Source organism: Streptomyces sp. NPDC029216 (assembly GCF_040648015.1).
In the GTDB taxonomy this organism is placed as follows: Bacteria; Actinomycetota; Actinomycetes; order Streptomycetales; family Streptomycetaceae; genus Streptomyces.
The window spans coordinates 1-13,436 of the sequence record NZ_JBEZWL010000182.1 but is presented as its reverse complement, the minus strand read 5'-3'; the positions used below and the strand labels follow the sequence as shown (position 1 = coordinate 13,436).

Annotated in this window: 10 protein-coding genes, 1 tRNA gene and 1 pseudogene; 6 read left to right on the top strand and 6 right to left on the bottom strand. The window is 74.4% G+C overall.

Translation table 11 applies throughout. The annotated features are described in order from the left end of the window. Positions 1-1,100: 1,100 nt before the first annotated feature. Positions 1,101-2,342 (top strand): M14 family zinc carboxypeptidase, encoded by a 1,242-nt coding sequence (locus tag AB0F18_RS35355; protein ID WP_362068370.1) that lies wholly within the window; start codon positions 1,101-1,103, stop codon positions 2,340-2,342. On the opposite strand, the gene AB0F18_RS35350 is transcribed toward AB0F18_RS35355, so the two are convergent. Beyond that, on the bottom strand, positions 2,324-2,860 hold the full coding sequence (locus AB0F18_RS35350) for a GNAT family N-acetyltransferase (protein WP_362068367.1): 537 nt from the start codon (positions 2,858-2,860) through the stop codon (positions 2,324-2,326). The two genes, AB0F18_RS35355 and AB0F18_RS35350, sit on opposite strands and share 19 nt — an antisense overlap. Positions 2,861-2,895: 35 nt before the next feature. Further along, on the bottom strand, positions 2,896-3,468 hold the full coding sequence (locus AB0F18_RS35345) for a DUF1707 and FHA domain-containing protein (RefSeq protein ID WP_362068364.1): 573 nt from the start codon (positions 3,466-3,468) through the stop codon (positions 2,896-2,898). A 200-nt stretch (positions 3,469-3,668) separates the two neighbouring features. On the opposite strand from AB0F18_RS35345, the gene treZ reads away from it, so the two are divergent. After that, positions 3,669-5,378, top strand: a complete 1,710-nt coding sequence (gene treZ / locus AB0F18_RS35340; RefSeq protein WP_362068373.1) for a malto-oligosyltrehalose trehalohydrolase — start codon at positions 3,669-3,671, stop codon at positions 5,376-5,378. Positions 5,379-5,396: 18 nt separating this feature from the next. Here the strand turns inward: treZ and AB0F18_RS35335 are convergent, their stop codons facing one another. Beyond that, positions 5,397-6,563 (bottom strand): aminopeptidase P family protein, encoded by a 1,167-nt coding sequence (locus AB0F18_RS35335; protein WP_362068361.1) that lies wholly within the window; start codon positions 6,561-6,563, stop codon positions 5,397-5,399. Then, positions 6,541-7,431 (bottom strand): LysR family transcriptional regulator, encoded by an 891-nt coding sequence (locus AB0F18_RS35330; protein ID WP_362068358.1) that lies wholly within the window; start codon positions 7,429-7,431, stop codon positions 6,541-6,543. The genes AB0F18_RS35335 and AB0F18_RS35330 overlap by 23 nt, the downstream gene beginning before the upstream one ends. Before the next feature lie 95 nt (positions 7,432-7,526). On the opposite strand from AB0F18_RS35330, the gene AB0F18_RS35325 reads away from it, so the two are divergent. Next, positions 7,527-8,348, top strand: coding sequence for a hypothetical protein (locus AB0F18_RS35325; protein WP_362068355.1), 822 nt, complete (start codon positions 7,527-7,529; stop codon positions 8,346-8,348). Between the two features lie 74 nt (positions 8,349-8,422). After that, positions 8,423-8,495, top strand: a tRNA-His gene (locus AB0F18_RS35320). Positions 8,496-8,558: 63 nt separating this feature from the next. Here the strand turns inward: AB0F18_RS35320 and AB0F18_RS35315 are convergent. Continuing rightward, entirely contained in the window at positions 8,559-9,314 is a 756-nt protein-coding gene (locus AB0F18_RS35315; RefSeq protein WP_362068352.1) for an alpha/beta hydrolase, read from the bottom strand. 72 nt (positions 9,315-9,386) lie between these two features. Between AB0F18_RS35315 and AB0F18_RS35310 the strand changes: the two genes are divergently transcribed. Then, positions 9,387-10,091 (top strand): hypothetical protein, encoded by a 705-nt coding sequence (locus AB0F18_RS35310; protein ID WP_362068349.1) that lies wholly within the window; start codon positions 9,387-9,389, stop codon positions 10,089-10,091. Here the strand turns inward: AB0F18_RS35310 and AB0F18_RS35305 are convergent. Continuing rightward, positions 10,078-12,138, bottom strand: a complete 2,061-nt coding sequence (locus AB0F18_RS35305; RefSeq protein ID WP_362068346.1) for a phosphocholine-specific phospholipase C — start codon at positions 12,136-12,138, stop codon at positions 10,078-10,080. The two genes, AB0F18_RS35310 and AB0F18_RS35305, sit on opposite strands and share 14 nt — an antisense overlap. Before the next feature lie 380 nt (positions 12,139-12,518). Between AB0F18_RS35305 and AB0F18_RS35300 the strand changes: the two are divergent. Then, positions 12,519-13,436, top strand: a pseudogene (locus AB0F18_RS35300) (hypothetical protein); the annotation flags it as partial.

The following is a 13,436-nucleotide window of genomic DNA, read 5'->3' as shown; positions in this document are numbered from 1 at the left end:
CGGGCCGGCCTGTCAAGGGCGCTCCTTCGTCGCGTCGCTTCGCGATGGCCTTCGGCCACCCTTGACAGACCGTCCCGCCACGGAAAAACGAAGACTGTCGGGAAAACCCCAAAGAAACGGGACGGTTCCTTATGGGACATCCGGCTCCCTCAGCGACCAGGCGGGCGGGCCGGGTCCGGCAGAGCATCCGGCCCCTCCAGATCCCTGATTCGGGGCCTGGGGCGCGTCCACGCCCCAGATCGCTACGCGCTCCTCCCGTCACAGCGTCCGCAGCCCGCCTGGGGCTGATACCCACAGCGGAGGACGATGGAATCGTCCTCCGGGCCCGCCAGACGCATCAGATCGCTACGCGCTGCCCACATCCCGGCGTCCGGCGGCCGTCCTGGGCTGATACCCGCAGGGCAGGACGAGGAGATAGTCCTCCGGGCCCGCCAGACGCATCAGATCGCTACGCGCTGCCCACATCCCGGCGTCCGGCGGCCGTCTTGGGCTTGTACCTGCACCACAGGACGACGAGGACGTCATCCCGGCCCAGGACGGCCGTCGGACGCTGAGGTAAGAGGAGCGCGTAGCGATCTGGCGCGCCAGGAGAGTCCGGAGGCCCTCCTGATCGTCCTTGGGTGCGGGTATCGGCCCCAGACGGGCGGCGGACGCCGAAATATGGGCAGCGCGTAGCGATCTGGGGCGTGGGTTGCCCCTGGGCCCGGATCAGGATCTGGTGGGGCCGGATGCCCGGTCTGCCGGGATATGTCTGCTCGCCTCATCTCTGAGGGAGCCGCATGCCCAATGAAGAACCGGACCGTTCCTCTGGGGGCTTCCCGACAGTCCTTGTCTTTCCGGGGCGGGTCGGGCTGTCAAGGGTGGCCGAAGGCCATCGCGAAGCGACGCGACGAAGGAGCGCCCTTGACAGGGCGGCCCGAACCGGAAGGACAGTGGGACTGACGGGAAGCCCCCAGCACTTCTCCGAGACCGCCCCACCGAAACCCCGCCACCCCCGACCCCGCCCGCCGCCCCCGAAGTCCCCGCCCCGCGGGCCCCCCGCCCACCGGCACACGCGTTCGGGTGCAGTAGGGCGGGGGTGTGACGGGCATGGGTTGGGGGTGACCCTCCTCCGTGACTTGCGTTATCCCGCCCCGCACGAACTCGCCCTGGCCGCCCGTGCGATGGCGGACGAACACCCCGCGCGGGTGCGGCTGCGTCAGGTCGGGGTGTCCCGGGGTGGGCGGCCGCTGTGGGTGCTCTCCGTCGGCGGGCGGGGCGACCGGGGGCGGGAGGTGCTCGTCGTCGCCGGGGCGCATGCCAACGAGCCCGTCGGCGGGGCGACCGCGCTGGAGCTCGCCCGGCGGGTGAGCAGGGCCCGGGACGCCGGAACGGGATGGCACTTCCTGCTCTGCGCCGACCCCGACGGGGCGGAGCTCCACCGCACGCCGCGCCCCGGCTCGCTGCTCGACTACCACCGGCACTTCTACCGTCCGCCCGGCCCCGAACAGCCCGAGTGGGCCCCGTCCATACTCCCCCCGGACCGGCTCCCGCCCGAGTCCCTCGTGCTGACCGGGCTCATCGACGAGCTGCGTCCCGTCCTCCAGGTGTCCCTGCACGGTACGGACCTCGGCGGCTCCTGGGTGCAGCTCACCCGGGACCTGCCCGGGCTCGCAGAGCCGTTCGGGAAGTCGGCGGCCGAGCTGCGGATCCCGGTGGAGAGGGGTGCCTCCGACGCCGCCGGCTGGGCCTCCCCCGGCCCGGGGATCTTCGTGATGCCGGACTCGGGGGCCGGGGCGGGCCACTCCGAGGACACCCGGCTGAGCACCTGGTGCCACCGGGCGACGACGACGGCGATCGTCGAGGTGCCCATGTGGGCCTCCGACCTGGTGGACGACCCCGCCCCGCACCCGGACCCGCGGGGGGCCCTGCGGATGCTGGCCGGGCGGCTCACCGGGGAGGCGGCGCGGGTCGCCGAGCTGCGGGAGCACCTCGGGGACGCCGAGCCGGACCCGGACGCCGCCGCGCTGCTGCGGGCGGTGGACTGGACGCTGCGGCTCATCCCGCAGGTCACCGCCGGGTGGACGGGCCCCGGGGCGCCCGCCGAGGCGACCACGGCCACCGTGGGCAGTATCGACGCCTTCGGGCGGCGCCTGTCGCTGCGCGCCGCCGCCATGCTGCTGCGGGTGGTGCGGGCCCAGGGGCATCCGGCGGCTCCGGGGCTGGACCGGCTGGTGACGGGGTGGTGCGAGGAGTTCTCGGCCCGGTTCCGGGCCCGCTGGGTGCCGGTGGCCACGCAGGTGGAGCACCAGTCCCGGACGGCCCTCGCCGCGTACCGGTGTCTTCAGACGGGCCAGGCGTAGCGGCGCTTGGGCCGGCTCGCCGCGCCGCCCAGGCGGTCGTAGAAGCGGATCGCGCCCTCGTTCCAGTCCGGGGTCTGCCACTCGACGTGGTCGAGGCCGCGTGCGCGGGCGAGGTCCGCCACGGCCGCCATCAGGGCGGCGCCGAGGCCGTGGCCCCGGGCCTCCTCGGCGAGGTAGAGGCAGTCCATGTGCAGGTAGGGGCCGGCGTCCCAGAAGGCGAACTCCTCCGAGCAGGCGGCGTATCCGGCCACCGCGCCGTCGGGGGTCTCGGCGAGCAGCACCCAGAGCCGGGCCTCCTCGGCGAACAGCCGGGGCCCGAGGCGCTCGGCGAGGCCCGCGGGTCTGGGCGCGGCCTTCTCGTACGCGACGTGCTCGTGGATGAGCTCGGTGAGGCGGGGCAGGTCCTCGGGCCGTACGAAGCGGACGCGGGGGTCCTGACCGCTGCCGTCTCGGTCGGGGTCGGTGCCGTGGGCGGGCACATGGTCGGGGGCGTGGGCGGGCTCGTGGGCGTGGTCCATGGGAGGACATCCTGCCCGGCCCGGGCACCGGCCGCTCAGCCCGCCGACAGCCGGAAGGACATCTTCCCGAACCCCACCTGGTCCCCGGCCCGTACCACGGCCGCCCCCGTGACCCGGCGGCCGTTGACGGTGGTGCCGTTGGTGGAGCCGAGGTCCTTGAGCAGCCACACCCCGTCCCGCATGCTGAGCTCCGCGTGCGCCCGCGAGACCGTCTCGTGGCTGAGCCGGAGCCCGTTGCCCGGGTCGCGGCCGATCCGCAGCGGGCCGGCGGCCGGATGCGGGAGCAGCAGCTTCGGGAGCCGTTCGGCCTGCCAGGCCCGCCGGACCCCCACGGACACGGCCGAGGCACGCCCCACCCAGCCGAACAGCCGACGGGACCACGGACTTTCGGCGCCGAGCGGCCCCTCGCGGGTCTGGAGGTCCGCCAGCAGCACGGCCAGGTCCTCGGAGCGGCGGGCGGCCAGCGCGAGTTCCATACGGCGCATGAAGGTGTCGTGCGACAGCTTCCCGAGGGCGGCGCCCTCCCTGAGCTGGCCCAGCGCCCGGTCCCGTTCCGCGTCGGACAGGCGCGGGACGGGGTAGGCGGGGAACTCGAAACTCGACGTCACGGGGTGATTGTCGGCCCGTCGGGTGCGGAGTGTCCAGAACTCCCCCGGCGGGCCCGGAATGATGGGCACGATACGCAGGCTGGAGGACCACCGCCGGATCCGACCGGTCGACGACCGGGGACGACCGGACACGACGACCAAGAACAAGGGGACCGTCCGTGCAGTTCGAGGTGTGGGCACCGCTGACAGGCCGGGTCGCCATGCGACTGAACGACACCGCCTACGAGATGACGCCCGATCCGGCCCCCGGCCGTTCGGGCTGGTGGACCGTCGAGGCCCCGGCGGCCGACGGCGACCGGTACGGGTTCCGGCTCGGCGACGATCCGACGGTCCGCCCGGATCCGCGCGGCCGGAGGCTGCCGGACGGGCCGGAGGGCCTCTCGGCCGTGGTGGACTTCGAGCCCCTCACCCCCCGGACGGCGCCCCCGCACCTCCCGCTCCAGGACGCGGTGCTGTACGAGCTGCACATCGGCACGTTCACCCCGGAGGGCACCTTCGACGCGGCGGCCGCCCGCCTCGGGCACCTGACCTCGCTGGGGGTGACGCACGTGGAGCTGATGCCGGTCTGCCCGTTCCCGGGCCGGCACGGCTGGGGGTACGACGGGGTGGCCCCCTGGGCGGTGCACGAGCCGTACGGGGGTCCGGCGGGCCTGGCCCGGTTCGTGGAGGCCGCGCACGCGGCGGGCCTGGGGGTGGTGCTGGACGTGGTCCACAACCACCTGGGCCCCTCCGGGAACCACCTGCCGGCCTTCGGCCCGTACTTCACGGACTCCCACCACACCCCGTGGGGCGCGGCGGTGAACCTGGACGCGCCGGGCTCCGACGAGGTGCGGGCGTACCTGATCGGGAGCGCGCTGGCCTGGCTGCGGGACTACCGGATCGACGGGCTGCGGCTGGACGCCGTGCACGCGCTGGCCGACGGGCGGGCGCTGTCCTTCCTGGAGGAGCTGTCGGCGGCGGTGGACGCCCTGGCCGCGGAGTCGGCGCGGCCGCTGTTCCTGATCGCCGAGTCCGACCAGTGCGACCCGCGGCTCACCACCCCGCGCCCGTCCGGCGGTCTGGGCCTGCACGCGCAGTGGAACGACGATTTCCACCACGCGCTGCACTGTGCGCTGACCGGTGAATCCCAGGGCTACTACGCCGATTTCGCGGCCGCCCCGCTCGCCGCCCTGGCCAAGACCCTGACCCGGGCCTTCTTCCACGACGGCACCCGGTCCTCCTTCCGGGGCCGCTCCCACGGCCGGCCGGTGGACCGCCGCCGCACCCCCGCGCACCGGTTCCTCGGCTACTCCCAGACCCATGACCAGGTCGGCAACCGGGCGCTGGGCGACCGGCTGTCGGCGTCCCTCTCGCCGGGGCTGCTGGCCTGCGCGGCGACGCTGGTGCTGACGGGGCCGTTCGTGCCGATGCTGTTCATGGGCGAGGAGTGGGGGGCGGGGACGCCCTGGCAGTACTTCACGGACCATCGCGATCCGGAGCTGGCCGCGGCGGTGCGCGACGGCCGGCGCCGGGAGTTCGCGGCGCACGGCTGGAAGGCCGAAGAAGTGCCGGACCCACAGGATCCGGTGACGCGGGAGCGGTCCTGCCTGGACTGGTCCGAGCCGGAACGGGAGTCGCACGCCTGGCTGCTGGAGTGGTACCGGACGCTGGTCCGGCTGCGCCGTTCGCAGCCGGACCTGCGCGACCCGGACCTGGCGGCGGTCCGGGTCGCCTTCGACGAGGAGCGGCGCTGGCTGACCTTCCGGCGGGGCGAGGTGCGGGTGGTCGTGAACCTCGGGACGGAGTCGGTGACGGTGGCGCTGGGCCGCAACGGGGTGCGGGTGCTGGCCTCGTGGGAGCCGGTGGAGCATCCGGGGGCCGACGGCCGCATCCACGTGCCGGGTGAGTCGGCGGTGGTGCTGGGTCCGTGACGGCCGCCGCGGCGCCGGCTACTCCACGACCGCCATCTCCCGCGGGGCGTGGTTCAGGCGGCGGCCGCCGTCCTGGGTGACGGTGACGATGTCCTCGATGCGGACGCCGAACCGGCCGGGGAGGTAGACGCCGGGTTCCACGGAGAAGCACATGCCGGGGACGAGGGGCTGTTCCTCGCCCTCGACCATGTACGGGGGTTCGTGGGTGGTGACGCCGATGCCGTGGCCGGTGCGGTGGATGAAGCGTTCGCCGTAGCCGAACTCGGTGATGACGGCGCGGGCGGCGCGGTCGACGTCCTGGCAGCTCGCGCCGGGGCGGACGGCCGCGAAGCCGGCCTGCTGGGCCTCGCGGACGATGTCGTGGACGCGTTGTTCCTCGGCGGTGGGTTCGCCGACGTGGACGGTGCGGGAGATGTCGGAGCCGTAGCCGTGCTTGAGGCCGCCGAAGTCGAGGACGACCATGTCGCCGCGCCGGATGACGCGGTCTCCCGCCTCGTGGTGCGGGTTGGCGCCGTTGGGGCCGGAGCCTACGACGGTGAAGTCCACCTGGGAGTGGCCGTGTGCGCGCAGCAGGGCGGCGAGGTCGGCGGCGACGTCGCTCTCGCGGCGGCCTGCGAAGGGGACGTGGAGGATCTGCGCGTAGGCGGCGTCTGCGGCGGCTCCGGCGGCGGCGAGGCGGGCGAGTTCGCGGTCGTCCTTGACGGCGCGGAGCATGGGCAGGGCCTCGGTGAGCGGGGTGTAGGAGGTGGTGGGCAACTCCTTCTGCAGGCCGAGGAGATGGAGCGCCCAGGTGTTGTCGCTGACGCCGAAGCGGCCGTTGACGTCCAGGAGCGGCGCGGTGACCCCGTACGGGTCCTTGCCGTCGGTCCAGTCGCGCAGGGCCAGGGCGCCGGCGCCGGGGGCCTTGGCCGCGTCGGGGGCCTCCAGGGCGGGGACGACGAGGACGGGGTCCTGGCCGGCGGCGAGGACGAGCAGGGTGAGCCGTTCGGTCTCGGCGGTGGGGCGGTATCCGGTGAGGTGGGCGAGGTCGGGGCCGGGTGCGATGAGCAGGCCGGCGAGGCCCGCGTCGGCGGCTGCCCGGGTGGCGGCGGCCATCCGGGCGGCGTAGTCGGCGGTGGTGAAGGGGGCCGGGTCGGCGTGGGCGGTGTCCGGGTGGGCGGGCTCAGGGCCGGGTGCGGTGGTCATACGGGGATCCTGCCGTGAGGCGTGCGGCGAGCGCAGCGGCCGCGCCGGACAGGCCCCCGGGCGCGAGGAGCTCCGTACGGTGCACCAGGCGCGGGGCGTCGAGCGGTACGGCGACCGCCGCGCCGGCCCCTGCTCCGGCGGCGGCCTCGGCGACGCTGCGGGGCAGCAGGACGAGGCCGTGCCCGGCGGCGGCGAGGGTGCACAGGGCGTGCAGGTCGGTGCCTTCGTAGCGCAGGGCGGTGCGCCCGGAGCCGTGGGCGGGGGTGAGCGGCAGTCCGGCGTCGGGGGCGTCGAGCCAGCGGGCGTCGGCGAGGTCGTCGAGCCGGACGGCGGCCCGCCGGGCGAAGGGGTGTCCGGCGGGGAGGAGGAGGGCCAGTTCCTCCTCGGCCACGCCGGTGACCTTCAGCGGGGCCACGTCGGGCAGCCGGAGGGGGTCGCTGGGGGCGGCGAGCCCGTCGACGAGGCCGAGGTCGCAGTCCGCCGCGGCGACGGCGGCCGGCACCTGCTGCGGGGGCAGGACGCGCAGGGTGACTCCGGTGGCCGGGAGGGCGGCGAGCAGGCGGGGGCCGACGGCGAGGGGGGAGGCGGCGAGGGCGACCCGGCCGGGCGGGGCGGCGGCCAGGCGCAGGACGTCGGCGCGGGCGGCGTCGAGCCGCAGCAGGAGGGGTCCGGCGTGTTCGAGGAGCCGGGCTCCGGCGGGGGTGGGGGCGACGGGGCGCCGGGTGAGGAGCTCGGCCCGCAGGTCGGCTTCGAGGGCGGCGATGTGCTGGGAGACGGCGGACTGGGTGTAGCCGAGTTCGCGGGCGGCGGCGGAGAAGGAGGCGAGGCGGGCGACGGCGACGAAGGTGCGGAGCAGGTGCGGGTCCATGGTCCCGATCATCCCGCAGGCCATCAGCTGTGCTTATCGAAGGTGCAGGAACAATCGTTGGCACTGAAGTAGGACCGGGGCGCAGGATGATCCACATGACCACCGCACAGGCCGCGCCGGCCGTCCTCCCGCCCTCCCCCCTCGGTTCCGTCGCCCGGATCGCCCTGGTCGGCGACCGCTCCCCGCACGTGACGTCCCACACCCGGATCCCGCTCCTCCTCGACGCGCTGGCGGCGCGCGAGGGGCTGGTCCTGGACGCCTACTGGATCCCGACCGGGGACGCGCAGGCGCAGGCCGCCGCCGGGGCGCTGGCCGGGTTCGACGCGGTGTGGGTGCTGCCGGGGAGCCCCTACGCCAGCGAGGCGGGGGCGCTGGCCGCGATCCGGGTCGCCCGGGAGGAGGGCATCCCCTTCCTCGGCACCTGCGGCGGCTTCCAGCACGCCCTGCTGGAGTACGCCCGTACCGTCTGCGGTCTGACGGAGGTGGCGCACGCGGAGAACGACCCGGGGGCGCGGGACCTGCTGATCGCGCCGCTCGCCTGCTCGCTCGTCGGGCACGAGGGGGTCGTACGGGCGCAGCCGGGCTCGCTCGCGGAGTCGGTGCTCGGGGCCGAGCGGTCGATGGAGCGCTACCACTGCAACTACGGGCCGGCCCCGCGGCACCTGCCGGAGCTCACCGCGCACGGGCTGCGGCTGTCGGGCCACGACGAGGACGGGCACGTGCGGATCGCGGAGCTGCCCGGGCACCCCTTCTTCCTCGCCACGCTCTTCCAGCCGGAGCTCGCCGGGGACGGGACGCGTCCGCACCCGGTGGTCCGGGCGCTGGCCGCGGCGGCGGTCGCGCACGCGGCGCGCCGCGCGGACGGGGTCGTCGCCCGGCTGGCATCGAGCCTGGCCGGAAGCCGGGCCGCCGGATAACCCGTCGCGGAAGCACCCATCTGATCGGCTATGCTGTGCTTGCACAACGAACGGGTGGTCCGCCGCCCTTCGTGGTGGGTGTAGCTCAGTTGGTAGAGCACCTGGTTGTGGTCCAGGTGGCCGCGGGTTCGAGTCCCGTCACTCACCCTTTCCGTCCCGTAGGGGGTACGAGGTTCTCCTCGTACCCCCTACGGGCGTTCACGTCACGCGTCACCCGCGGAGGAAGGCCTCCACCTCCGTGACGAAGGCCACGGGGGTCTCGTGGGGCGGGTAGTGGCCGGCGCCGCGGATCGTGACGATCCTGCAGTCCGGGTACCAGACCTGCCAGGTGGCCCGCATCACATCGGCCGTGAGGGCGAGGTCGTACTCCCCGACGAGGACCAGCACCGGCACCGTGTTCCCCTTGACGGCGGCGGACAGGTCGCGGGGCTGCCAGTCGGCGAGGTAGCCGGCGAAGGCCTCGGGGCGGGAGACCGCCAGGGAGTGGGCCACCATCCGGCCCAGCCAGTGGCGGCTCACCCGGTGGCCGGTGACGAGGTCGAGGATGGCGCGGCGCTTCTCCGGGTCCTCGGCGGCGCCGTAGAAGAGGGCGTGCGCGGCCTCGTCCATCTCGTAGGGCGCGGCCGGGACCGGGCAGAGGCCGATCAGCTTCTCGACCCGCTCCGGGGCGCGGACCAGGACCTGCTGGGCGGCCTTGCCGCCCATGGAGTGGCCGAGCAGGGAGAAGGTGTCCCAGCCGAGCTGGTCGGCGAGTTCGAGGACGTCGTCGGCGATCTCCGGGAGGGTGTGGCGGCCGGGGACGTCACGGCGCTCGCCGTAGCCGCGGTAGTCGAGGAAGGCGTACGAGAACCCCTCCGGGTCCATCTGGTCCAGGGCGGAGCCCCAGTTGGCGGAGGTCCCGAACCAGTCGTGCAGCACGATGACGCGGACGGGTCCGGTGCCGATCCTGCGGTGGGCGATGGCCATGCGTTCTCCCTCGGTGACGGGGGTGGAGGAAACCGACGCCGTCGTTCTGCCCACCGGCCCTACGATCACACCGTGCATCCGAAACCGCCCCGCGCACCGGTCGTCGTCGGGGACTTCTCACGGGCCGACGGGGCCCGCCACCCGCACCACCCCACGAGCTACGAGATCAGCGACCCCGCCGAGATCCGCGCGTACCGGGCCGTCGTCCGGTTCGGCCGGGAACGGGCCCCCACGGACGTCGTCCTGTGCTCCTGCGACCACGGCACCGGCGTGGCGCACCCCACCCCCGAGTCGGACCGGCTGCTCGATCCGCTCTCCCCCGAGGGGATCCCGGCCCGCCACCGCGCCCGGTGGGTGGCGGCCGCGCCCGTGGCGCTGCGGGAGTACGCCGCGGCGCTGGCCGCCGGTGCCGAGGAGCCGGACCCGCCCCGCGGGGTGCCGCTCGCCGTGGTGTTCGGCTGGCTGGGCGCCGTACGGGAGGAGCCGCGGGACGCGGCCCGGCTGCTGGCCGAGCTCGGCCCCCGGCGGCTGCTGGCCGGGGTGGCCACGGAGGAACTGGCCTGGGCGGTGCGGGAGACGGACCGGGCGGGGCTGGAGGGGGCGGTGCGGTTCTTCGTGAGCGAGGAGTTCACCACCCGCCACCCCAAGCGCCGCCGTGTCACCGACACCGCCCGTGACCGGCTGCTGCGGCACGCCCGCAGCCACCGCCCCGCCGACCTGCCGGTCCTGGAGCGGCGGCTGCTGCGCACACCGGACGACCGGATCAGACGGTCTTGATCGCCGGGTCCGAGACGCCCGGGGCGCCCGTCTCGACGTGGCCCGCGAAGCGGCGCAGGAAGGTGCTGTCCGCGTCGGAGACCACCGTCACGTCGTACCAGCGTCCCGAGGCGCGCAGGTCGACGGTGAACGGGACCGTGGCACCCGGGTTGACCTTGAAGGTCTGGGCGGCGCCGCCGTAGGCGTTGGTGACCGTGAGGTTCACCGCGGCGGTGCCGCCGTTGGTCATGGTCAGGGACAGGTTGCCGGTGGCGTCCGCGTGGCGGGCCGTGACCTCGGGGCCGGCCTTCTTCGCCGGACCCTTCCAGGTGCGCAGGAAGCCGTTGGGGCCCCAGACCGTCAGGTCGATCTTGTTGCCGGTGGAGCTGCTGGTGCTCCAGGTGTCGGAGAGGGTCTTGCCCGCCTCGACCGTGTAGGGCCAGGGGCCGTCCGTACGGTTGCCGGAGGTGCTGTGGAAGTGGGCGCCGAGCTTCGGGCCGGAGGAGAAGGTCAGCGTGAACTTGCCGGTGGAGACGGTGCGGGCGCCGTCCACGTACGGGCTGTAGCCCAGGGCGCGGGTCGGCTTGGAGCCGGCCTCCTGCGCGGGCAGGGTGCCCGTGGCCGGCGGGACCGGGTGGTAGGAGGGGTGTGCGTTGTGGTCCGGCGGGACGTAGCCGGCGGTGGACGGCAGGGACGCGGGGGACGCGTCGGCCTGGGTGAAGTCGAACGCCGAGGTCAGGTCGCCGCAGACGGCCCGGCGCCAGGGCGAGATGTTGGGCTCCTGCACCCCGAACCGCTTCTCCATGAAGCGGATCACCGAGGTGTGGTCGAAGGTCTCGGAGCAGACGTAGCCGCCCTTGCTCCACGGGGAGACCACGATCATCGGGACGCGCGGGCCCAGGCCGTACGGGCCGGCCGCGTAGCCGCCGCCACCGGCGTACAGGTCGCGGGTGACGTCCGCCGTGGACAGGCCCCAGGCGGAGGACGCCGGCGGGTACGGGGGCACGACGTGGTCGAAGAAGCCGTCGTTCTCGTCGTAGGTGATGAAGAACGCCGTCTTGGCCCACACCGCCGGGTTCGCGGTCAGCGCGTCCAGGGCCTGGGAGATGTACCAGGCGCCGAAGTTCACCGGCCAGTTCGGGTGCTCGCTGAAGGCCTCGGGGGCGGCGATCCAGGAGACCTGCGGGAGGGTGCCGTTCACGACGTCCGCGCGCAGCCGGTCGAAGTAGCCCTCGCCCGCCTTGGCGTTGGTGCCCGTACGCGCCTTCTCGTACAGGGCGTCGCCGGGCTGGGCGTTGCGGTAGCTGTTGAAGTACAGCAGGGAGTTGTCGCCGTAGTTGCCGCGGAAGGCGTCGCCGATCCAGCCCCAGGAGCCGGCGGCGTTCAGGCCGTCGCCGATGTCCTGGTAGATCTTCCAGGAGATCCCGGCCGCCTCCAGGCGCTCCGGGTAGGTCTTCCAGCCGTACCCGGCCTCCTGGTTGCCGAGGACCGGGCCGCCGCCGGTGCCGTCGTTGCCGGTGTGACCCGTCCACATGTAGTAGCGGTTGGGGTCGGTGGCGCCGATGAAGGAGCAGTGGTAGGCGTCGCACACGGTGAAGGCGTCGGCGAGGGCGTAGTGGAACGGGATGTCGTTCCGCGTCATGTACGCCATGGTCGTGGTCGTCTTGGCGGGCACCCACTTGTCGTACTTGCCGTTGTTGTAGGCCTGGTGGCCGCCGGCCCAGTCGTGGTTGAGGCCCTCGACGAACTGCATGCCGAGGTCGTTGACCTGCGGGTGGAAGGGCAGGATGTCCTTCGTGCCGTTGGACTGGTAGAAGACCGACTTCCCGTTGTCCTGGAGCACGGGGCGCGGGTCCCCGAAGCCCCGGACGCCCTTCATCGAGCCGAAGTACTGGTCGAAGGACCGGTTCTCCTGCATGAGGACGACGATGTGCTCGATGTCCTGGATGGTTCCGGTGCTGCCCTGCGCCGGTATGGAGGCGGCGCGGGCGATGCTCTCGTTCAGCATCGCGGCGGCGGCGGTGCCGCCGGCGATCTGGAGGAACCTGCGTCGGTTCAGTTCAGCCATGGTGGACGACCTCTGGGGGTGAGGGGGAGTCGGGCGCCCCAAGGACAGCTGGCCCGGGGTACCGGACGGAGATCCCTGTCTGACGTCGGGCCGTACAGCGGGCGAACGGAAGCCACCGGGGGCGGAACTCCCGAACGGCCCGCACATCTGGTGGAATGACCTCCCACACACAGCAACGGGGGCGCGGGGGGCATGGCGGGGGACGAGACCGGGCATGCCGTGCGCTCCGGGGGCGGAACGGTTCTGGTAACGGATCGCGGAACGGTTCTGGGAACGGCCGTGCGGGGAACGACGGTACGGGGAAACAGGCGCCCCGCAACAGACCCTGACGGAACGTCAGCCAACTGTGCCACCGGGACCGCCGGGACGGAGGGGGACACGTGAGCCTCCCGCAGCTCCACTACGACGGCGGCCCCGGCTTCGCCGCGGTGACCCCCGGGGTGTCCGAGGCCCTGCTGCGCGCGGCGGAACCGCTCCTCGGGTACGAGCCGCCGGCGGACGCCTCGTGCCCCGAGGCGCTGAGCCTGAGCGTGCTCGCCGACGGCAGCCGGCTGCTGGCCCGCGCGGTGCGCACCGGGTCCGGGTTCCACACGCACGCCGTGCACCTGCCCGGGGAGGCCCGGGGCGCCCTGCCGGTCACCGCCTGGGGTTCGGCGGGGTGGGAGGAGCGGGCCCCGGCGGACGGGGCGCCGCCGGCGCTGGAGCGGATACCCGCGCCGGGACCGTACGACCGGGCCGCGATGGCGGAGTTCGTCGCCGCCCGGGGGCCGTGGCTCGCCGCGTTCTTCGACGACGTGCGCCGGCTCGCGGAGGAGCCGGGCGCGCCGCGGGTCGTGCTGGTGGAGGCCGACGGCGCGGACGCGGCCCGGTGGATCATGCTGGCCTGCGGGGTGCTGCCGCACCGGCGCGGTCAGTGGCTGAGCTTCACCACGTACACGCGGCGCCCGCTGACCGCCCCTCAGCAGCTGCTCGGTGTCCTGCCGGAGGACGCCGGCGTACTGGCCGGCGGGGGGCGGCGCCACCGGGTGTACGAGGCCGCGCGCGGGCCGGCCCCGGAGGCGCCCCGGGGCCCGGCGGCGCTGTGGGCGCGGACGGCCGCCTCGGTGTGGCTGGCGGCGCGGCCGGAGCTGTTCGCGGAGGTGCGCCGGCTGCCCGGGGAGCCGTACGAGGCGGGCCCGCTGGCCGCGCTCGCGCTGGCGGCCGGGATCCCGCTGGGCTCGGCGGCCCGGGCGGCGGCCCGCCACTGGGGCGACCCGGTCAAGGTCCGCGATTCAACCCGAACCACGCACGCGGACCCC